A 19,833-nucleotide genomic window follows, 5' to 3' on the forward strand; every position below is an offset into this window, starting at 1 on the left:
AAAATGAGAAATTTAATCGCTAATTTATTATTGATTTTAGTAAAAAAAGAAAATGGATATGAGTTTAGGGCCTGTAGTTATGTTTATTTAATAGGAGAACATTTATATAATAATTTTGAGGTGAATAAAATAGGATCAAAGCATAGTGATCAAAAAGACAATAAAATTGATAATATAATAAACTTTATTAAAGAAAAATATAATACTGATATTACATTAAGCGAAGTAGCAAGTGAATTCAATCTTAATTATTATTTTTTGTCCCATTACATAAAAGATAATGTTGGGATGTCATTTCAAAATTATTTAAATAAAATAAGATTAGAAAAAGCAACAAATATGATTATACACAGCAACAAAAATATGACAGAGATAGCTTTAATGAATGGCTTCTCTAGTACCAGTTACTTTTATAAGGTTTTTAAGAAAGAATATAACTGCACTCCTTTAGAATATAGAAAGAGTTTTGCTGATAAAGAATTTAATAAAAGTCTTTGTAATATTAGAAATATAAGTTTAGACAATAAAGATGTTAAAAGTGTTATACAAAGATTATATCCGTATTATTATAACATTTATCAATAAATAAAAGATATTATGAAAAAGAGAAAGGCGCATTAAGGCAACCTGTTTTAAAAGGAATTAGAGAAGATAAATCACCTCTAGAGTGTATAGAATAAGAAGACCTGAAAACTAAAACAGGTCTTCTTTTAGTTGCCCGTATTCACGTTCCATTTGGTAACAATCTAACTGAACCGAACTTAAAGTTTAAAGTTATAAATAAAATCCATGTATATTTATAAAACTGATTAAAAGACTTCCAACAAAAAAATAAACAAAAAATATCAATATCATATTGATTAGACCACTATTTCTAATCACTTTGTTAGAGCTACTATTCCTAATTACTTTTAATCTACTATTATCAATTTGAAAAAAGGTTATTTTTCTGAATAATAGATAGTATATTCCAAATCCAATCATAGATCCTAAAGTGTTTGAAATCAAGTCATCTATATCTGTTGCTCTCAGATTAAATAATTGACTTATTTCTATGAATAATGAAAATAAAAATCCACAACATACCGTTTGTAAAAAAGAAGTACTTTTTTTCCAAAGTAATGGTAAGGCAATTCCAAATGGAACAAACAAAATGATGTTCATAATAAAACCAAATAAATCGCTATTAATAAGAGGAATTATATTTATGTCACTTACTGATATTCCATATTTGCCAATATCATTGATTCCAGCAGTACCGGTGATTGAGAATATTGCAGTCATCAGACATGCTAATAATTGCCAACCTATTATAAATCCTTTGCTAACAAATATATTTTTCTTTTTGTAATAAAAATATATTAAAGTTTCTAAAACTATAAATATTAGTAACATAAAACTGTAATTTACCAATGCTTCTAAAATGTATCTCATTCATTTTCCTCCACAAATTTTTAATACTTTTTTTATTATATCATTTATTAAAATTATTTTCTTTACTAGCTCTTTTTTTAATACATAAATTACCTGTATTATTTCACTCACTAAGTGAATATAATAGAACATAAGTTCAGAACAACAGTTCTGTTGTATGAGGTGATTTTATGGAAAGAGTTATATTACATTCAGATATGAACAACTTTTATGCTAGTGTGGAATGCTTGTATAATCCATCTTTACGAGATAAGCCTCTAGCAGTTAGTCCGCAAGGAGATAGTAAATACGGTATTATACTAGCGAAAAACTACAAAGCTAAAAAATATAAGGTTCAAACTGGAGATCCAATTTGGCAAGCCAAGCAAAAATGTCCTAATTTAGTGATTGTGCCAGCAAATTATCAGCAGTATCTTAGATTTTCAAGATTGGCAATAGATATATATAAAGACTATACAGACAAAATTGAGAGTTTTGGATTAGATGAATGTTGGCTTGATGTTACAGAAAGTACAAAACTATTCGGTGACGGAGAGACTATAGCTAATCAAATTAGAGATAGAGTAAAGAAGGAACTAGGGATTACTGCATCAGTAGGAGTAAGCTTTAATAAGATATTTGCTAAATTAGGTAGTGATATGGAAAAGCCAGATGCGACTACTATAATAAAGAAGGAAAACTTCAAAGATAAGATATGGGGTCTGCCAGTAGAGGATTTATTAAATGTTGGCCGAGCTACTAAAAAGAAATTCTTAAAGTACAACATAAACACTATAGGAGACTTAGCAAATACTAAACCAGAGTTTTTAAAGAAGACATTAGGTAAAAGAGGTGTAGAACTTTGGAGTTTTGCAAATGGATACGATAATTCTCCAGTAAGTTTTTACAATTCCAGTACAGAGATAAAGAGTATAGGCAATTCAATAACTCTAAAAAGGAATCTAACAACAGATGAAGAAGTAAAAATTGTACTATATAAACTTACAGAGAGTGTAACAGAGAGGCTTAGAAAGCATGGTTTTGTATGTAGTACAGTTCAGATAACTATTAGAAATAGTGATTTAGAGTGGTATGAGAGACAAGGAAAATTAACTATACCATGTAATACCACAGCAGAGATATTCGACAAGGCTTTTGAGCTGTTTAAAATACATCATCAACCATTTGTACCTATTAGAAAGTTAGGTGTAAGAGCATGTAATTTGTCTACATCCAATTATGTACAATTAAGTTTCGGGGATAATTTCAAGGAAATAGAGAAACATGAAAAGATTGATAATACTATAGATAAGCTTAGATATAGATTCGGGCATTATGCAGTTCAAAGGGGGATCTCATTAGTTGATACAGAACTATCACATATAAATCCTAAAGACGATCATGTTATTCATCCAACAGCATATAGATAAAAAAGAAAATATGATGAACTCTGAGGCACATTAAGTATTCATATTCATAAGCGAATCTAGCTTGAGCAAATTGATTAACTAGAGTATTGTAAGTGTTTATAGCGTTCTTGTCATCAGGATTGTTATCAAGATAAAGATTCATATCTACACATGCAAAACAAGTTTCCTGAATTTTTCTCATAAGTTCGCTTCTTGAGGACTGTCTCATTTTCTCTTACCTCCTGTTCTTTTTTTAGGTCTTATATACTGTTCTTTATTGTACATTTCTGACTCAAATAGGTCTAATTCTGGAAAAATAGTACCTCTTGATAGAGCAGTTGAAAGGTCAAATATCTTTGAATAAACTTGGTTGTTTATATATGGTCTGGCTAAAGAATCGCCACAATTTTTTTCCATATCTCTATTCATTTTTTTCAATGTCAAAACCTCCTGTTAGTGATTGATAGAAGAGACTATCTAGTATATATATTATTCTAGTAACGAAAAAGAGTTACTTTAAAAGAGAATAAGATAAAATTGGGATAAAAGAAAGTTAAATTTTATGTTATTATAGACTAAGTACATTATATGAGGTGATTATATGAGTGAATTGTCAGGAAAAGGATGCGAAATTGTAGTGCCCTTTGAAGAAAGACTTTCTTTAGAAGAAATAGAGAAAAATATTATTAAAAAAAATAGAAAAAACTTATGGTCTAAGTTTATAAAAGCTATAAAAGACTACAAACTTGTTGAAGAAGGTGATAAAATAGCTGTTGCCGTTTCAGGAGGAAAAGATAGTCTACTTATGTCAAAGATGTTTCAAGAGTTAAAGAGACATGGACAAGTTGATTTTGAGCTTGAATTTATAGCTATGGATCCAGGTTATCATGAGAATATTAGACAGCTTTTAATAGATAACTGTGAGTATTTAAATATACCGATACATTTATATGAATCTAAAATATTTGAAGTTGCAGATAAGATAGCTAAGGATTATCCATGCTATATGTGTGCAAAAATGAGAAGAGGATCACTTTATGCAAAAGCGACAGAGTTAGGATGTAACAAACTAGCACTAGGACACCACTATGACGATGTTATTGAGACAACAATGATGAATCTGCTTTGCTCCGGTAACTTTAAGACTATGCTTCCTAAGCTTAATTCAACAAACTTTGAAGGTATGAAGATAATTAGACCTCTTTATTATATAAGAGAGGAACATATAATTAATTTTATACAAAAATCTGGAATATGGCCTTTAAACTGTGCATGTATGGTTGCAGCAAAAAAGACAGGAAACAAGAGATATGAAATTAAAGATTTAATCAAGAGTCTTGAACCTAATTTTACTAATGTTGAGAAGTCTATATTTAGAGCGGCACAAAATGTAAATGTAGATTCTATATTAGGATGGCAACAAGATGGGGTAAAACACTCATTCTTAGAGAGATTTGAATAAAAAATAAAATAGTTTTTAAATTTATTGAGCGATTGATAGTTTGTGAGAGTATGTATTTTTATATGTAAAATATATATATCATAATTGACTATCAATTGCTCATTTTTTTAGACGATTTTTATCTTCAAATGAACATATAAAGTTGATTATTTCAACTTTTTATTATTTCGTTTTAATATACGAAATCAATATAGCAAATTCGATACGGAACATTTAATAAAAATAAACGGCAATGAGCTATAATACTGTATATTTGTTCATCTTAAAAAATATAATTTAATATATAGATTTTAAGTTTATTAAATTATAAGATGAGGAAGTGATCCTATGCTTTTTTCGAATTATTTTATGACTATAATTTATGTTTTTATATCCCTTTCATCGATGTTTATATTATTTGAAATAATTAAAACAACTATATTGAACAAAAGAAAGAATAAAAAAACTAAATCAGTAAATTCATTTGAAGCAAAAAATAATATTATTGAAATTAATCATAAAGTTATTGAGATTAATCATGAAAAAGACAGTAGAGCAATAACTAAATTAGATAGTAGTAAGATGAATAATTCGGCAAAAGAAATTCCAAATAATAAAAATAATGTTTTAAAATATGATAATGGCGACATGTACAAGGGCGAGGTTGTAAATGGCAAAAGAAGCGGATTTGGGATTTGTATATTCAGTGAAAATGAGAAGTACGAAGGGCTTTGGAAAGATGATTTGATGCACGGAATAGGAAAGTATTTGTACAAAGATGGAATCATATATACAGGAGAGTTTAAGCGAGGAAAGAAAAATGGATTAGGCAAATTAATATATCCTAATGGGGAGATTTTTAAGGGATATTTTTTAGATGATAAAAGAAATGGTAAAGGAGTTGTATATACACAAGAGGGTAAAAAAGAAGTAGGAATATGGAAAAATGGAGAAAAAATTCAAAATATAGAGGTCGATGAATTTGACAAAAAACGAAATAAATATAAAATAAATAATAACAACAATAATATTTAGACTAAATTTGATAATGTTCAACTAAAATTATGAATTATGATTTATAATTATATTACAGAAAATTAATTTAGATTAAGGAGATAGGATATGGGAGAGTATGTAGTTGTTGATTTAGAGACTACAGGTCTTGATCCGCGTCAAGGTTGTGAAATAATTGAGATTGGTGTTACAGAAATTTCTGATGGTAAAATAGTAAGGAATTACTCTAGATTTGTAAAGCCCAATGGTATAATTCCTTCATTTATATCTAATTTAACTAATATTACAAATGAGATGGTTGATAATGAACAGCGATTAGAAGAAGTACTTCCAAGATTTAGGAAATACATAGGAGATAGAACTGTAATAGCCCACAACGCGAAATTTGACCTGAACTTTTTAAATCACTATTTAAAAAAGATGAACTTAGAACCAATTAAAAATCACATCTGTACTTTAGAGATGTTGAAAAAGACAAGATCGTATAAAGGAAAGAACAAAAAGCTCGAAACAGCATGTCAGTACTACAATATTGAAAATAAAAATGCGCATAGAGCCGATAGTGATACACTGGCAACAGCTAAGCTTTTTTTAATTATTAAGGATGCAGTATAATAAGTTTTAATTGAGAAGTATAAAATTAAGGAAAGCAAAGTTTACTTATATGTCTCTTGACTTACATGAGAAATCTTACAAATTTGTTCTTTGATTTATTTTGTAGAACATTGTATAATTTGTTTTATATAGAGAAGGGAGAGAGATATGAGCTCTTACAATAATGAAGATAACAAGATCAGGCGTAAAAAAGTTGGAAGTTCTAAACCAGCTTCGAGTAAAACTAAAAGCTCTAGATCTGCTTCTGCAAACTATGATAATGTTTATGATATAAAAGATGCTGCAAAACATAGGAATAAGCAGACCATAAAAAGGAATAAAAAAACTTCAGATAATCAAAAAAGTAGTAGTGCAAGTCTGGAAAATCTTAGGAATGCTAAACGTACAAAAAAAATACAGAGAAAAAATAAAATTATTAAATCTATATTAGCCGTTGTATTGACGTTTGCATTGATAGGATCTCTATTTGGTGTTGGATATACGCTTTATGCAATTCAAGGAGCTCCTAAAGTTACAAAAGAGCTTATTGAGTCTAATTATATTAGCAGTTCAGCTGTTAGCTCAAAGGAAATTCCAGATAATCTAAAAAAAGCTATAGTTTCAATAGAAGATGAGAGGTTTTATAAACACAATGGTATCGATAAAATATCTTTGGTAAGATCTTTAGTCAATAATATAAGAACTGATACAACTCAAGGGGCTAGTACTATAGATATGCAAGTATCAAAGAATTTGCTTACTAACAACGAAAAAACTATGAAAAGAAAAGTCAGGGATATGTATAATGCAATTCAGTTGAATAAAGTAATGACTAAAGACGAAATACTTGTAGCATATCTAAACAATATGTATCTCGGAAAATCTACTTATGGTGTTGGAAAAGGAGCAAATATTTACTTTGCAAAAAATGTTGAGGATTTATCTTTAGCAGAATGTGCAATGCTTGCAGGGATAACTAATAATCCTGCGAGGTATGAGATTTATGGAGAAGCTAAAAAGAGACAAGAGAGAGTTTTATTTAAAATGAATGAACTTGGATATATAAATGATTCTGAATACAAAAAGGCATTAAGAGAAGACGTTCATTTTAAGTCAGAAATAGATTAATTAATATAAAAAATAAGCAACTAGATTTTTCAAACTTTAAGTTAAGAAAAATACTTTATTTGTAATTAATTTGCCACTAGGTAACTACACTTAGGGGCAAATTTTTTATTACAGACTGTACAAGGAGTTGATGTATGGATAGAATGAATTTAAAGTACATTATAAGGCAAATAAAAGACTCAGAGATAAAGATAATAGAAGAGATGTTATATGAGGCAATTTATCAACCTGAGGGATCTGATTTATGACCAAAGGAAGTAATAAAAAATCCAGAGATTTAATGTAGTTGTAGAAAATGAAAATGACTATATGATGTTACTAAATTTACAAAAATATTAGAACTAGAAATATATTAGATACAAAAAATAGAAGGATTTTAACCTAATAAGTATAATAAAGAAAGTATGAAATAATATTATCGTAATAAGTATATCGCACAAACTTTACTAATTTATTTGTATTTTTTTATATTTAAAGGGGGAGTTTCAGAAAATGGAAAATAGTGTACTTGTATTAATTGTATCTTTAGAAGTCTTCGTTTTAGGATTCTATGCGGGTAAGTTGAAAGATTATATTGATAGAGACAGGTTTAATAAAAATTATGATAATATGACTTACAAAATAAAAATTTTAGAAAGAGATAATCAACATCTAAAAAATAAGCTCTTATTAAAGGACAGGACTTTTTAATAAATTTTTTAATCAAAATCAGTAAATAAAACTTTAAAATTACAATAATTAAACATAATTTTTACCTCGAGCTCTGCAAATAGGGCTCTTTTTATTTTTAAGATTTTGTAATAATATTAAGTTGAAAATATTGAGCTTATAGGCCTACCTAAAGAATTAAAGTTTAAAAAAATATTATAAACTGTTAAAATATAAAATATAATATGTACACTATAAAGGAGAAAAATATGAGTTCTTATAAATTTAACTACGAAGAAAAGGAATACATCTTGTCAGAGGAAAACTGCATAGAATTATTAAACGATGATGAGAAGCCAGTCAGTAAATTCAATCTAAAAGAAGCGTTAGAGCTATTAAATAAAACCGAGAAAGATGTAGCGTTTGATACGGAGTACTACCAAGAAGCGTGTCCAGACTGTTTATATGGAGTTAAAGAAAAGCAGAAGTTCTTTGCATTTTTAGAGTACCATTTTTATATATTTACAAAGAATGGAGAATATGTAATCAGCGATATATCTACTGAGTATGCAGGTAAGTCATTTAATAAGCTATCTAGAGGAAATGAAGTAGATGATAGTTATATAGTTAGTGTAATTGTATGTAAAAATTGCGGTAAGTTTGTGGTTCAAGTTGAAAATTGCATTGTTTAGGCATCGCGGAAATCAATAATTTACTACTAAAGTTCTTGGGTTTAAAGTAATTGCAATTGAAATTTTATACTGTGTAAAAAGTTAAAAGTTAAGTAAAAAAATATTTCATTTTTATATATTTTATTTCATAAATATTTGGTATGATTATTATGGGAGTGATAAACAGTGAAAAATTTTAGCTTAGGTATTATAATTAGAATGTTTTTAGGGTTTTTTGTAGTTGCTGTTGCCTCTGTACTAATGATCAATGCAAATATAGGTCTTATGGCCTGGGATGTACTACACCAAGGTATGTCCAATCAAATCGGTATGACTATAGGTCAGGCATCAATTACTGTTGGTGTAACGATTGTCATTATCGATGTATTGTTGGGCGAAAATATAGGTTGGGGAACGGTTCTCAACATGATATTTATTGGGGTATTTATGGATTTGGTTATATATCTTGATTTCATACCGAAGTCACATAATTTATATATGGGGCTATTTATGAACTTTATCGGAGTAATACTAACTTCTGTAGGATCATTTTTGTACTTAGGAGCACATTTAGGAAGTGGGCCTAGAGATGGGCTTATGATAGCATTAAACAAAAGAACTAAGAAGTCGGTTCGTTTAGTGAGAACTGTTCTTGAAGTAGGGGCACTTATTGTAGGATGGGCCTTAGGTGGAACAGTTGGAATTGGTACTTTTATATGTGCGATTGCACTTGGATATGTTATGCAGTTTGTATTTAAAGTGTTTAAACTTGATACATCTACTATAGAACACAGATCTATAACTGCAGATATAAAGTATTTGAAAGATAAATATGGCGATAAGAAAAAAGAGAATAAAGAAAAAGATTTAACAGCTTAGAAATCAAGTTAACTACGAGTAGGAAAATAAAATATAACCTACTCGTATTTTAATATATAAAAAGTGAATTTATAATCTTAAGGTTAAGGTAACTGATGATTAGAAAATAAATGCAACGAATCAAATACGAAACTGCGTGGCTGGCACCCCTTGGAAAGGACCACTGGGGTAATACTTAAGGTGACTAAAGTTGCTTAGAAATCTATGAAGAACTGGAACATGTTATTAGCGGTAATTAAGAACAAAGATTTATAAAAAAATTTGTGATAATTGAGAATATGTAATTAACGGATAAAGTACTTTAATTGAGATAATTTATAAAGATTTTAAGTAAGCACAGCTATTTTAAAGTTTTATTTATTGATCACAATTTTCTTACTGGTAAAGTTGTAGCAGCACTTCAAAGTGCCGCACAAAAAGAATAATACTTTGATGTGAAAGTACGGATGCGGAAATTCGAAAATGCAGGTTACTGAGACTGATTATTGAACAGGAGTTGAGTAAATGAATGATATTTTTATGTGTGGACAAAATTCCGGTGCTATAACAAATAGTATAATATCAGACTTGCATAAGCATTGGCTGTTACAATGAAAGTATGTCTATAAATAAATTTGTATAATATGATTATCAGACATAAGGAGGTTATATTATGAAAGAGTATTTACAGGCAACACCTATGTTGAATTATGACAGTAATGTGATACAGCAGTTAGTTGAAAATAGGAAATGGACAGATAAAGATAAGTTTCAAAAGATACTTGAGATATATAATTTTGTTAGGGATGAAATAAAATTTGGCTATAATGTTGACGACACCATAAAAGCAAGTAGAGTTTTAGAAGACGGTTATGGGCAGTGTAATACTAAAGGTACACTATTTATGGCTCTGCTTAGAGCTGTTGGTATCCCATGTCGAATTCACGGGTTTACTATCGACAAAACTCTCCAGAAAGGTGCTATGACAAGTTTAATGTATAGTGTTGCTCCCCAAAATATTGTCCATAGTTGGGTGGAGATTTTTTTTGAAGGAATCTGGTTTAATATAGAGGGGTTCTTACTTGATGTTCCTTATTTAAACAAACTCCAAGAAAAGTTTTCTGAATGTAATGGAAGTTTCTGTGGATACGGTGTGGCAACCAATGATTTTAAAAAACCACAAATCAATTGGAATAAAAATGAAAAGCCAAGAACGTCCGAATTATTTCGGTGTCAGTAAAAAAGGTGAGGCTATGTTCTACATTTATAAAAGACATAGCCCTTTTTTCGTTGTCTTAAATATGTATTGTATTTACAAGATTGGAGGAAAGCACAATGGTAAATGAAATGATGCGTATCTTTTTCCATCTGAACATCACAACCTATCCTCAAGGCGAGAAAATAAATTAGTTAATTACTATTAATAGTAATTGCTTAAATAAATACTTATGATTTTAAACATATGTCTGAGATAATTTATTATATTTGATATAATATAAAAAACTGATGAAATGACCATAAGTAGCAAAATAGTATTATATTTTAATAATTTTTAAATATTGGAGGGTATTATATTGAAATCAATTTTATTAGTATACAAGTCTAAAACTGGATTTACAAAGAAGTATGCCAGATGGATATCAGATGAATTGAATTGTCACGCTCTGCCTTTAGAAACAGCATATATTTCAGAAGTATCTAAATATGACATCGTTATTTTTGGAGGTGGAATACATGCAAGTAAAATAAATGGTATTAGATTTATAACAAATAATTTAGAAGCATTAAAAAACACTCAACTAATAATATTTGCGACTGGTGCAACACCTATCTCTGCTGCTGAAAAGGTTATCCAATTTAAGGAAATCAATATTCCAATTGAGTTAAATATTCCTTTTTTTTATTTTCAAAGCGGTATTAACTATAAAGATATGGGATTGAGTGATAAAATGCTTATGAATGTTCTAAAGCTTGTACTAAAAACTAAAAAAAATAAAGATAAAATTGAAATAGGAACGATGGAGGCTATCAATAATTCATACGATAATTCGAGCCGTAAAGCCATCGAACCTCTATTAGACTATTTGCGAACAATATAAATAGTATATATAACTAGTATTTGTTATTCTCATAGGATTTGTCGATAGTCTAAGACGATACTTGTACGTACTTAAATTTGATACACAGTCTATAGAACATAGATCTATAGCAATGGGTATAAAATATTTAAAAAATAAATTCATCAATAAAAACGATAACGAAGGCAAAGAAGAAAAGAACGAATTAAGACAGGCACAATAGATGGAAAGGAAATTGAAATAAATAATAAACGCCGACTACAGTTACAGCCTTTAGTCCAAGCTATGTAGTCAGCGTTTATTATTTATTCTGATTTTTTTCCATTTATTGAGCCTGTCTTAATTTATCAATCAAAACTATTTTGCAGCAAATGTCTCACAACTAGCATTGTTAGCATTTATATGGACATTTTCAGCTTTACAAAGTTCTTGATCATTATACTTACATTTAGTTGCTTCACAGTGAATATCATTTGGACATACTTGTTTAGCGTTGTCAACACTGTTAGTCATTCCAGAGTGCCCTCTATCTTCAAATGAAGCACAGTAAGTACCGTCAGTAGAATTTGCTTGTCTACCATCAACTTTGATATTTCCAGCATAACATAATTGGCTAGAGTTATAAACGCAATTAGTAGCTGAACAATTTAAATTTTCATTCATAGAATTACCTCCTAAAATATTAGTCGCAATTATTATGTGTAAAAAAGTACTGTTTATTCATAAAATTATGGAAACGTTTCAAAATAGTATTGACTTTGATTTAAATATTAACTATTATTTTAAGGTAAGTAAGAATAAATATAAAGGATGAGGTAAATGGTAACTATAAAAGATATTGCTAAAAACCTTGGAGTTAGTTATTCAACTGTGTCAAGGTGCTTAAACTCTTGTCCTAATGTATCGGAAGAAACCAAGCGAAGAGTAGAGGAAGAAGCAGATAGATTAGGATTTCATTTTAATGTAAATGCTAGAAATTTAGTTAAGAAGAGCACTAATACAATTGGTGTAGTTTTTTCAAATAACTTCAATGATAGAGATATGAGAAGATTTTTTAGTGATGCTATGGATAGCTCGATAAGATCAATTGAATCAAATAAATACGACTTTATTATTCAACCAAATAATAATATTTCTGGGGAGAGTAATATATACAAGCTTGTAAATGGGCAGATGGTCGATGCCTTATTGATAGTATCAAAGGATTTAACAAAAAAAGAATATGAATTTCTTAATAAAAACAACTTTCCACATGCGTATATGTTCTTTAAACCTAAGTATTATTTAGAAGAAAAAAATAATTATTTTTGGGATGACAATGAATACGGTGGATATATATCTACACAGCACTTAATAAAGAAATCACATACTAAAATACTTACTATAACATCGACTGATAAAACTAGCGACATGTATATTGGCAGAACATCAGGATATTTAAAAGCTATGGAAGATGCTAATTTAGAGCCACATATAATGGAAAACAGTATGGATTTTGAGTCTCAGGTTGGATTTGTAAGTCAAAATATTGAGGAAATAAAAAAGTATTCCGCGATTTTCATACAACAAGATATACCAGCAATTTCAATAAATCAGGAACTTAAACTAAGCCATAATATAAGAGTTCCAGAGGATATATCGATAATTACATACAATAATATTGAGTTGATAGATTACTTTAAATCTGAGCTTACTACAATTGATGACACAAGAGAAGCAGTGGTAAAAAATGCTACAGATTATTTGGTAGAAGCTATAAATAAAAATCCTGGAGATAAAATCGCTAGAGTCCAGTATCCTTCAATTATTGAAAGAAGTAGTGTAAAGGCGATAGATTAATAATAGGCAGTAAAATAAGATGTAGCGAGTCAATAAAACAAGATGTAGCGTAGATAATAAAATAAGATGTAGCGAGTCAATAAAACAAGATGTAGCGTAGATAATAAAATAAGATGTAGCGAGTCAATAAAACAAAATGTAGCGTAGATAATAAAATAAGTCGGAAGTTGATTAGTATATCAACAATGCCAAATAACTTTGGATATTGTATAATTCTAATTGACTTCCGACTTTTTGTCGTTCTATTTTTTATTAAATTATATGATTATATTGGCTCGACCCTAATAATTTTTAGAACCAGTTATTTCTTGACTATTTTCCTTTAAGTTCTTTCCGCATTTAACTGTTAAGTAGGCATATAAAAGAGTTAAAGGAGCAGATATAATATATGATATATTTATACTTAAATTGAAACCGATCTGTGCATTCAAGATATAGCTGAATATTACATATGCGTAGAACATACCTGGTATTAATGACATAAAGTAGTTTTTATTCTTAACAATTAGGTAAACTGTTATCATAGCAAATGCGAAGACTGCAATTGTCTGATTACTCCAAGAGAAGTAACGCCACAGTATATTGAATCCTTTTTCACTAGATTTAGCAAATAGAAGTATTGCTATTACTGGAATAAATATACCTATAGTAAGTGCAACTCTGTTTTTTTTAATTTTTTGATCGAAGTTAAAGTGTTCAGCTAGTATCAATCTAAGAGATCTAAGAGCTGTATCTCCTGATGTTATAGGAAGAACTATAACGCCTATTATTGCAATTACTCCACCTACTGATCCAAGTAAATCTCTAGCAACAATTCCGATTACTGAAGCCGTACCTATAAATGAACTATCAATTCCTTTTGCATATACCCCCATCGCAGCAGCAGCCCATATCATAGCTATTAATCCTTCTAAAATCATAGTATTGTAGAATGTACCTCTACCTTCTCTCTCTCTTGATACTGATCTTGCTATAAGAGTGGCTTGAGTAGAGTGGAATCCTGATACGATACCACAAGCTATTGTTACGAAGAATGTCGGCACTAGAGGAATGCCATCTGGATGAATTCCAAGCCAATTAGCTGAAGTAAGCTCAGCAAGTTGATAACCACTTGTAAATATTCCTACACCAACACCTACTGCGGATAAAAGTAGTATAGCACCGAATATAGGGTATATACGCCCGATTATTTTATCAATTGGGAATAGTGTAGCGCATAGATAATATAAGAATATAAGACCGTACACAATCCAAACAACAGGGTTACCCATAACAGGCTTTTGACCAAGTAGTTGAGAAACAACTAGATCTCCAGGTGTATATATAAAAACCGTACCTACTAGTAGCATTAGTAAACATAGAAAAATTTGATAAATTCCATAAACTTTTTTGCCTAAAAACTTATTTACTAAAGCTGGCATCTGAGCACCTTTTTCTCTAATAGATATCATTCCACACATATAATCGTGTAGCGCCCCACCGAAAACACAACCAATTGGAATCAATATAAAGGCGATAGGTCCAAATAATATACCTTGTATAGGTCCTAGTATTGGTCCAGTACCAGCTATGTTCAATAGCTCGATAAGACTATTTTTCCATTTTTTCATAGGAACATAGTCAACACCATCCCTTTCTGTTATTGCAGGTGTTTCTCTATCATCTGGACCAAATACTTTTTCACAATATTTTCCATAGAAGAATCCTCCCACTAGCAATAGTGCAATACCCACTAAAAATGTTACCATAATATCACCTCTTTATTAATTATTAAATGTTAATAATAAGTTAATTTATTAACCTAAAATTAACTTATGGTAATTATATATGATATAAAAGAATAAATCAACCTTAAATTATTTCAATTTTCTGATAATAATTTTCGTCAAAAAGAATTATTAATAGAAAATTACGATATTTAGAGTTTATTATATAGTAAATTTCAATTGTACTTTGCAACTTAGTTAAATGTATAATTATGTAAGAAAAGAATATCAAAAAATGTATAATTATGGGGGTAGTTACAATGAAGGTTGCTTATATTTTTAGTAGTACAAATGCACACAAAATATTAGACAAAATGATTATTCCACAGCTAGAACAAGGGAATCACGGAGCAGAAGTTTTAGGTATGTTCTTCTTTATGGACAATACCTTATTCCTATCAAAAGGCAATCCAGTTGGTGAAAAACTTAGCAAAATACATAACAAAACAGGCATGATAATAATGGGATGTGATCAATGTACAATTGAAAGAGGTATAGAAGACAGCTTAGTAGATGGGGCTACTATAGGATGTTTCCCTAATCTTTACGCATGCTTGGGGGATGCGGGCATAGATCAAGTGATTACATTATAAGAGATATATTTTACAAAGTAGAGATTAAAATCACCCATAGAGACTGTTTTCTGTGGGTGATTGTTACGTAAAAATACGACTTTTTTTGTAAATAAAAAGTGAATATTGTTTAATAAAAAATTAAATATATAAAAATGGATTTTATTTTGAATTTGGAGAGTGGAATATATGTCAAAAGTATTGGTTGAATTTATAAGTACCTGACCATCTTGTGATGAGCATGGAGGGCTTATTAAAGAGCTTGGTGAAAAGTACAGCGATAAATTAGAAGTAAAATTGTACACTGCAGGAAAAGATTTTTCATACGTCAAAAAATATGGACTTATAACAAAAGGGACAATGATTATAGGTCAAAAGAAGAAGTATGATAGACTGAACAAAAAAAGTATTGAAAAAGCTATATTAGAAGCAATTGGATAGAGTAGTTGCCACTATATAAAAAAATAGAAAAGAACTGAGATATAAGAAACAGAATAGGGACACAAAAATATTTAGAAGCAATTTAAATTGCAATATTTAAAATTTAATTTTAGGAGATTAATGAATATGTTAGAAACAATCTTTACTGCTGTAAAGGATACTCTGGTGACTGCATTTATAATGTTAAACGGATCTTCAGGTTGGCTAATGATAAGTTTTGTATTAGCAGGTATTCTACACAATGTAATTACACCAGCTAAGTTTCAAAAACATTTGGGAAATAAAAAGGCCTCTTCTTTAATAAAGAGTACTATTTCAGGGATGTTTTTGCCTATTTGTAGCTGTGGAGTAATTCCAATAGGAATAAGTATGTACTATTCGGGGGCTTACTTAGGACCTATGTTAGCATTTATGACATCAACGCCTATTATAAATCCAATAGCGGTTATACTCTGTTTTGGACTGTTGGGTCCACAGATAACAATAATATACATCATTGCTGGATTTGTACTTCCGATTTTGGTTGGTTTTTTAGGAAATACATTTGCCAAAGACGAACTTTATGTTGCCAGCGATGATGACAGTGAAGCAATTGAGTTAGAAGAAGAAAGAAAAGGTTTTTTTCAAAATTTATTAGATGGAATGAAATGGTCATTTAGCGAACTCGCTCTTACTATAAGTAAATACGTAGTAGTAGGTATGATCATGGCAGGGTTTATTACTACAATTTTTCCTAGTTCTATAATACAGAAGTATTTGGGTAATCCAGGTCTTATATCAATGGCTAGTATCACGGTTTTAGCATGTATTATGTACGTTTGTGCAGTTGGTCATATACCATTTATTGCTGCATTAGTAGCAAGTGGAGCATCACCTGGAGTAGCAATAACTTTCTTAATTGCAGGAGCAGCTACAAACCTACCTGAACTTATAAGTATGTACAATGTAATTGGAAAAAGATGTGTAATTATATATACGGCAACTCTTACAATAGGATCTATAATTATCGGTTATATAACTAATCTACTTTTAAGTGGCAACTCAAACTTTGTAAACAGTCAAGCAAATGGTTCATCTATACAACTAGCAAATAAGTTATTTTTAAATATACCAGAATCTATTACATATGTATGCTCAATAGCTATAATTATTTTCTGTATTATTGCAATATTACCTAAAATGAAAGATGTCAATAAAAAAAATGCGTAAAAAAATAATTATTACAGTTGTTGTGTTGGTATTTTTGATACTGGGATCAAAGTTGTTGGATGAAAACTTAAAAGAAAATGATGGTTTACCCGATGTAAGTAAACAGACGCTTAATTACTTCAAAAAAAATTGCAAATACAAAGAAATAATAACTTATGCCGAAGAAGATCTAAACGGCGACGATAAAAAAGACTTAGTGGTAATTTATAAAAATAAAGAAAACCACAATAGACTTGTTGTCGTTGCAACAAAAGGAAATGAGTATTATGTTACTGAACCAGTAACAGCACCTGTCGATGATCAGGTTATAACATTTAAAGATATCGACTCAAAAGGTGTTATGGAGATTATGGTTTCTGGTTCTAAAAACAAAAAAATTGGATATGCAATTTACAGATTAGAGGGAAATAAGTTAGAAGATTTGTTTGGAGAGAATATGGAGAGTTGTTGTTAATTAAATTTATTTTGGAGGATTGAAGATGAGTAAATCAAAAAAGGTTACGGCATTAATGTTGGCTACTGTAATTGGGACTACAGTGCTGACAGGATGTAGCTCAAAGAAAGACAAAGCAAAAGATGATGATGATTACGCTATAACAGTAGGATATTATAACTGTGATCATATGACAGCAGCACCAGTTGGAGCTAAGGCTGGAATTTATGAAGAGCTTGGATTAAATGTAAAGACTCTAGGAAATGGTAAAGTGCCAGAAGCAATGGCAGCGGGACAAATGGATGCGGGTTACATATCGACACAAGGCTTAGCTGGAGCAGTTACTAAAGGATCTCCTATAGTTATTGCGGCGAACAACCACAGTGAAGGTTCAAACTACTTAATAGTGGCAAATGATATAAAAGAGCCAAAAGATTTATTAGGTAAGACAATAGGGGCAAACCCTGATACGAACTTACTATGGAAAACAGATTATGGTCCAGAAACAGGTCTACCAGCTGATTCAAGTAAATACGATTGTGTAGATATGGAATCGGATAAAGATGCTTATATTGCATTTAAAACAGGAAAAATAAAAGCCTTTTCTGCATGTGATCCATGGGGATCGGTAGCTGAGTTTGAAGGAACAGGTAAAATAATAGCTTCTTCAAAATACCATTCAGAATCAACTGGTAATGAGTACAACTGTTGTTCGTTCTCATTAAATAAAAACTTTATAAAAAATCATCCGGAGCTTGCTAAAAAATTAGTGCTAGCTCATACAAAATCTATAGAGTATATATATACTAATCCAATAAAATCGGCCAAGATATTTGCTGAAGACTACAATGTCGATGAAGAAGTTGCGCTAATGACAATTTACAAAAAAACTGTAGGTGAAGGACGAACAATTACTTGGAATATAACAGGCAATGAATACAAAAATAACTTAGAGACTTATAAAGAGTACAAAAGCTTAGATGAAGTTCCTACATATGATCAAATAGTTGATAAAACTTTATTAGAATCAAGTGGAGCAGACGACTTCGATAAATTTATAAAAGAAAAAGTAGAACCAGTATTCCCAGAAGGCATGAGTTATACAGACTGGAAGGTAAAAGCTACAGAGTTAGATAAACAATAGAAATTAACCTTAAAAATTTATACTAATATTATAATTATTGACTTGGAGGATTAAGAGATGTTTAATACTAGGAAGTTTCAAGTAGTAATGTTAACAGGGATAATGGGTTTATCTTTCTTAACAGGATGCAGTTCTAAAGGCGACGGCAAGGAATCAAGTAAGGCTAATGACGACTATGCTATAACTTTAGGATACTACAACTGTGACCATATGACAGCTGCACCAATAGGGGATAAAGCTGGTATCTACAAAGAATTAGGGCTAAATGTAAAGACTCTAGGAAATGGTAAAGTGCCAGAAGCAATGGCAGCTGGTCAGATGGATGCTGGTTACATAGGTACTGGAGGATTAGCAGGAGCTATCCCAAAGGGCGCTCCTATAGTAGTTGCGGCAAATAACCACAGTGGGGGTTCAGAGTACCTTATAGTTTCGAATGATATAAAAGACCCAAAAGATTTGATTGGTAAAAAGATAGCAGGTGATCCTGATAATGATACTTTGTGGCATACTGATTATGGCCCAGAAGCAGGGATACCAGCTAAGTCAAGTGAGTACGATTGTATAGATATGGAGTCGGACAAAGATGCTTACCTAGCTTTTAAAACAGGTAAAATAAAAGCATTTACATCTTGTGATCCATGGGGATCAGTAGCTGAATTTGAAGGAACAGGTAAAATAATTGCATCTACACAGTACAAAGAAGAATCTACTGGTAAACAGTACAACTGTTGTTCATTCTCGCTAAATAAAAATTTTATAAAAGATCATCCAGAGCTTGCTAAAAAGTTGGTTTTAGCTCATACAAAATCAGTAGAATACATATACACTAATCCAGTTAAAGCAGCTAAAATATTTGCAGAAGACTACAACGTGGACGAAGAAGTAGCTCTAATGACTATTTACAAAAAGACTGTTGGTGAAGGTAGAACACTTACTTGGAAAATCACCGGTGAAGAGTACAAAAACAACTTAAAAATGTACAAAGATTACAAGAAAATGGACAAAGTTCCCTCTTATGATGAAGTTGTGGACAAGAGCTTATTAGATTCATGCGGGGCTGACGACTTTGATAAATTTATTGAGGAAAAGGTAGATCCTGTATTTCCTAAAGGTATGAGTTATGACGATTGGAAGGCTAAAGCAATGGAATTAGATAAACAATAGATTGAAAAGGC

24 protein-coding genes are annotated in these 19,833 nt (G+C 30.2%); 19 read left to right on the forward strand and 5 right to left on the reverse strand.

Features of this window, described 5'->3' with window-relative positions; genetic code table 11:
* Positions 1 to 3 precede the first annotated feature (3 nt).
* Positions 4 to 585, forward strand: a complete 582-nt coding sequence (locus tag J2Z43_RS00620; protein WP_209455393.1) for a helix-turn-helix transcriptional regulator — start codon at positions 4 to 6, stop codon at positions 583 to 585.
* A 189-nt stretch (positions 586 to 774) separates the two neighbouring features.
* Here the strand turns inward: J2Z43_RS00620 and J2Z43_RS00625 are convergent, their stop codons facing one another.
* Positions 775 to 1,434 carry a VanZ family protein gene (locus J2Z43_RS00625; protein WP_209455394.1) on the reverse strand — a complete coding sequence of 220 codons (660 nt, stop codon included), beginning with the start codon at positions 1,432 to 1,434 and terminating at the stop codon, positions 775 to 777.
* Positions 1,435 to 1,604: 170 nt separating this feature from the next.
* Here J2Z43_RS00625 and dinB point away from each other — a divergent pair, with 170 nt between their 5' ends.
* Entirely contained in the window at positions 1,605 to 2,843 is a 1,239-nt protein-coding gene (gene dinB / locus J2Z43_RS00630) for a DNA polymerase IV (RefSeq protein WP_209455395.1), read from the forward strand.
* On the opposite strand, the gene J2Z43_RS00635 is transcribed toward dinB, so the two are convergent.
* The gene (locus J2Z43_RS00635; RefSeq protein WP_209455396.1) at positions 2,818 to 3,051 is read right to left on the reverse strand and encodes a spore coat protein CotJB; all 234 of its coding nucleotides are present in this window, start codon (positions 3,049 to 3,051) and stop codon (positions 2,818 to 2,820) included. The two genes, dinB and J2Z43_RS00635, sit on opposite strands and share 26 nt — an antisense overlap.
* Positions 3,048 to 3,251 (reverse strand): spore coat associated protein CotJA, encoded by a 204-nt coding sequence (locus J2Z43_RS00640; protein WP_234925988.1) that lies wholly within the window; start codon positions 3,249 to 3,251, stop codon positions 3,048 to 3,050. The genes J2Z43_RS00635 and J2Z43_RS00640 overlap by 4 nt, the downstream gene beginning before the upstream one ends.
* A gap of 172 nt (positions 3,252 to 3,423) precedes the next feature.
* On the opposite strand from J2Z43_RS00640, the gene J2Z43_RS00645 reads away from it, so the two are divergent.
* From J2Z43_RS00645 to J2Z43_RS00690, 10 genes are all read left to right on the forward strand, one after another.
* A complete protein-coding gene (locus J2Z43_RS00645; RefSeq protein ID WP_209455397.1) occupies positions 3,424 to 4,284 on the forward strand; it encodes a tRNA 2-thiocytidine biosynthesis TtcA family protein in 861 nt (286 codons plus the stop codon).
* A gap of 348 nt (positions 4,285 to 4,632) precedes the next feature.
* Positions 4,633 to 5,298, forward strand: coding sequence for an MORN repeat-containing protein (locus J2Z43_RS00650; RefSeq protein ID WP_209455398.1), 666 nt, complete (start codon positions 4,633 to 4,635; stop codon positions 5,296 to 5,298).
* An 87-nt stretch (positions 5,299 to 5,385) separates the two neighbouring features.
* Positions 5,386 to 5,892 (forward strand): 3'-5' exonuclease, encoded by a 507-nt coding sequence (locus tag J2Z43_RS00655; RefSeq protein WP_027702376.1) that lies wholly within the window; start codon positions 5,386 to 5,388, stop codon positions 5,890 to 5,892.
* A 147-nt stretch (positions 5,893 to 6,039) separates the two neighbouring features.
* Positions 6,040 to 6,999 (forward strand): biosynthetic peptidoglycan transglycosylase, encoded by a 960-nt coding sequence (locus J2Z43_RS00660; RefSeq protein ID WP_027702375.1) that lies wholly within the window; start codon positions 6,040 to 6,042, stop codon positions 6,997 to 6,999.
* Positions 7,000 to 7,491: 492 nt separating this feature from the next.
* The gene (locus J2Z43_RS00665) at positions 7,492 to 7,689 is read left to right on the forward strand and encodes a hypothetical protein (protein ID WP_027702374.1); all 198 of its coding nucleotides are present in this window, start codon (positions 7,492 to 7,494) and stop codon (positions 7,687 to 7,689) included.
* 227 nt (positions 7,690 to 7,916) lie between these two features.
* Positions 7,917 to 8,339, forward strand: coding sequence for a DUF3785 family protein (locus J2Z43_RS00670; protein WP_209455399.1), 423 nt, complete (start codon positions 7,917 to 7,919; stop codon positions 8,337 to 8,339).
* Positions 8,340 to 8,504: 165 nt separating this feature from the next.
* Positions 8,505 to 9,197, forward strand: a complete 693-nt coding sequence (locus J2Z43_RS00675) for a YczE/YyaS/YitT family protein (protein ID WP_330617420.1) — start codon at positions 8,505 to 8,507, stop codon at positions 9,195 to 9,197.
* Positions 9,198 to 9,849: 652 nt separating this feature from the next.
* The gene (locus J2Z43_RS00680) at positions 9,850 to 10,416 is read left to right on the forward strand and encodes a transglutaminase-like domain-containing protein (protein WP_209455400.1); all 567 of its coding nucleotides are present in this window, start codon (positions 9,850 to 9,852) and stop codon (positions 10,414 to 10,416) included.
* A 334-nt stretch (positions 10,417 to 10,750) separates the two neighbouring features.
* Complete coding sequence (locus J2Z43_RS00685) at positions 10,751 to 11,275, forward strand: flavodoxin domain-containing protein (RefSeq protein ID WP_209455401.1); 525 nt, start codon at positions 10,751 to 10,753, stop codon at positions 11,273 to 11,275.
* 61 nt (positions 11,276 to 11,336) lie between these two features.
* Entirely contained in the window at positions 11,337 to 11,477 is a 141-nt protein-coding gene (locus J2Z43_RS00690; RefSeq protein WP_209455402.1) for a hypothetical protein, read from the forward strand.
* Positions 11,478 to 11,611: 134 nt separating this feature from the next.
* Here the strand turns inward: J2Z43_RS00690 and J2Z43_RS00695 are convergent, their stop codons facing one another.
* Positions 11,612 to 11,917 carry a DUF1540 domain-containing protein gene (locus tag J2Z43_RS00695; protein WP_027702366.1) on the reverse strand — a complete coding sequence of 102 codons (306 nt, stop codon included), beginning with the start codon at positions 11,915 to 11,917 and terminating at the stop codon, positions 11,612 to 11,614.
* Between the two features lie 156 nt (positions 11,918 to 12,073).
* On the opposite strand from J2Z43_RS00695, the gene J2Z43_RS00700 reads away from it, so the two are divergent.
* On the forward strand, positions 12,074 to 13,093 hold the full coding sequence (locus tag J2Z43_RS00700) for a LacI family DNA-binding transcriptional regulator (RefSeq protein WP_209455403.1): 1,020 nt from the start codon (positions 12,074 to 12,076) through the stop codon (positions 13,091 to 13,093).
* A gap of 281 nt (positions 13,094 to 13,374) precedes the next feature.
* On the opposite strand, the gene J2Z43_RS00705 is transcribed toward J2Z43_RS00700, so the two are convergent.
* A complete protein-coding gene (locus J2Z43_RS00705; RefSeq protein ID WP_209455404.1) occupies positions 13,375 to 14,841 on the reverse strand; it encodes a carbon starvation CstA family protein in 1,467 nt (488 codons plus the stop codon).
* A 278-nt stretch (positions 14,842 to 15,119) separates the two neighbouring features.
* Between J2Z43_RS00705 and saoD the strand changes: the two genes are divergently transcribed.
* From saoD to saoX (J2Z43_RS00735), 6 genes are all read left to right on the forward strand, one after another.
* A complete protein-coding gene (gene saoD / locus J2Z43_RS00710) occupies positions 15,120 to 15,452 on the forward strand; it encodes a DsrE-related protein SaoD (RefSeq protein WP_209455405.1) in 333 nt (110 codons plus the stop codon).
* Between the two features lie 168 nt (positions 15,453 to 15,620).
* Entirely contained in the window at positions 15,621 to 15,872 is a 252-nt protein-coding gene (gene saoT, locus J2Z43_RS14955; RefSeq protein ID WP_268828373.1) for a thioredoxin-like (seleno)protein SaoT, read from the forward strand.
* Positions 15,873 to 15,998: 126 nt separating this feature from the next.
* Positions 15,999 to 17,081 carry an efflux transporter SaoE gene (saoE, locus tag J2Z43_RS00720; protein ID WP_330617421.1) on the forward strand — a complete coding sequence of 361 codons (1,083 nt, stop codon included), beginning with the start codon at positions 15,999 to 16,001 and terminating at the stop codon, positions 17,079 to 17,081.
* Positions 17,059 to 17,535 (forward strand): Cys-Cys-COOH (seleno)protein SaoC, encoded by a 477-nt coding sequence (saoC, locus tag J2Z43_RS00725; RefSeq protein WP_234925911.1) that lies wholly within the window; start codon positions 17,059 to 17,061, stop codon positions 17,533 to 17,535. The genes saoE and saoC overlap by 23 nt, the downstream gene beginning before the upstream one ends.
* Positions 17,536 to 17,560: 25 nt before the next feature.
* On the forward strand, positions 17,561 to 18,658 hold the full coding sequence (saoX, locus tag J2Z43_RS00730; RefSeq protein WP_209455407.1) for an ABC transporter substrate-binding subunit SaoX: 1,098 nt from the start codon (positions 17,561 to 17,563) through the stop codon (positions 18,656 to 18,658).
* Positions 18,659 to 18,715: 57 nt separating this feature from the next.
* Complete coding sequence (gene saoX, locus J2Z43_RS00735; protein WP_209455408.1) at positions 18,716 to 19,822, forward strand: ABC transporter substrate-binding subunit SaoX; 1,107 nt, start codon at positions 18,716 to 18,718, stop codon at positions 19,820 to 19,822.
* Positions 19,823 to 19,833: the final 11 nt, after the last annotated feature.

The sequence above is a fragment of the Metaclostridioides mangenotii genome, from assembly GCF_017873185.1.
In the GTDB taxonomy this organism is placed as follows: Bacteria; Bacillota; Clostridia; order Peptostreptococcales; family Peptostreptococcaceae; genus Metaclostridioides; species Metaclostridioides mangenotii.

What these genes read in the sequence shown, in the direction of transcription:
- J2Z43_RS00620 (WP_209455393.1), top strand. Translation starts at nt 4, where the DNA reads ATGAGAAATTTAATCGCTAATTTATTATTGATTTTAGTAAAAAAAGAA.
- J2Z43_RS00625 (WP_209455394.1), bottom strand. Translation starts at nt 1,434, where the DNA reads ATGAGATACATTTTAGAAGCATTGGTAAATTACAGTTTTATGTTACTA.
- dinB (WP_209455395.1), top strand. Translation starts at nt 1,605, where the DNA reads ATGGAAAGAGTTATATTACATTCAGATATGAACAACTTTTATGCTAGT.
- J2Z43_RS00635 (WP_209455396.1), bottom strand. Translation starts at nt 3,051, where the DNA reads ATGAGACAGTCCTCAAGAAGCGAACTTATGAGAAAAATTCAGGAAACT.
- J2Z43_RS00640 (WP_234925988.1), bottom strand. Translation starts at nt 3,251, where the DNA reads ATGAATAGAGATATGGAAAAAAATTGTGGCGATTCTTTAGCCAGACCA.
- J2Z43_RS00645 (WP_209455397.1), top strand. Translation starts at nt 3,424, where the DNA reads ATGAGTGAATTGTCAGGAAAAGGATGCGAAATTGTAGTGCCCTTTGAA.
- J2Z43_RS00650 (WP_209455398.1), top strand. Translation starts at nt 4,633, where the DNA reads ATGACTATAATTTATGTTTTTATATCCCTTTCATCGATGTTTATATTA.
- J2Z43_RS00655 (WP_027702376.1), top strand. Translation starts at nt 5,386, where the DNA reads ATGGGAGAGTATGTAGTTGTTGATTTAGAGACTACAGGTCTTGATCCG.
- J2Z43_RS00660 (WP_027702375.1), top strand. Translation starts at nt 6,040, where the DNA reads ATGAGCTCTTACAATAATGAAGATAACAAGATCAGGCGTAAAAAAGTT.
- J2Z43_RS00665 (WP_027702374.1), top strand. Translation starts at nt 7,492, where the DNA reads ATGGAAAATAGTGTACTTGTATTAATTGTATCTTTAGAAGTCTTCGTT.
- J2Z43_RS00670 (WP_209455399.1), top strand. Translation starts at nt 7,917, where the DNA reads ATGAGTTCTTATAAATTTAACTACGAAGAAAAGGAATACATCTTGTCA.
- J2Z43_RS00680 (WP_209455400.1), top strand. Translation starts at nt 9,850, where the DNA reads ATGAAAGAGTATTTACAGGCAACACCTATGTTGAATTATGACAGTAAT.
- J2Z43_RS00695 (WP_027702366.1), bottom strand. Translation starts at nt 11,917, where the DNA reads ATGAATGAAAATTTAAATTGTTCAGCTACTAATTGCGTTTATAACTCT.
- J2Z43_RS00700 (WP_209455403.1), top strand. Translation starts at nt 12,074, where the DNA reads ATGGTAACTATAAAAGATATTGCTAAAAACCTTGGAGTTAGTTATTCA.
- J2Z43_RS00705 (WP_209455404.1), bottom strand. Translation starts at nt 14,841, where the DNA reads ATGGTAACATTTTTAGTGGGTATTGCACTATTGCTAGTGGGAGGATTC.
- saoD (WP_209455405.1), top strand. Translation starts at nt 15,120, where the DNA reads ATGAAGGTTGCTTATATTTTTAGTAGTACAAATGCACACAAAATATTA.
- saoE (WP_330617421.1), top strand. Translation starts at nt 15,999, where the DNA reads ATGTTAGAAACAATCTTTACTGCTGTAAAGGATACTCTGGTGACTGCA.
- saoC (WP_234925911.1), top strand. Translation starts at nt 17,059, where the DNA reads ATGTCAATAAAAAAAATGCGTAAAAAAATAATTATTACAGTTGTTGTG.
- saoX (WP_209455407.1), top strand. Translation starts at nt 17,561, where the DNA reads ATGAGTAAATCAAAAAAGGTTACGGCATTAATGTTGGCTACTGTAATT.
- saoX (WP_209455408.1), top strand. Translation starts at nt 18,716, where the DNA reads ATGTTTAATACTAGGAAGTTTCAAGTAGTAATGTTAACAGGGATAATG.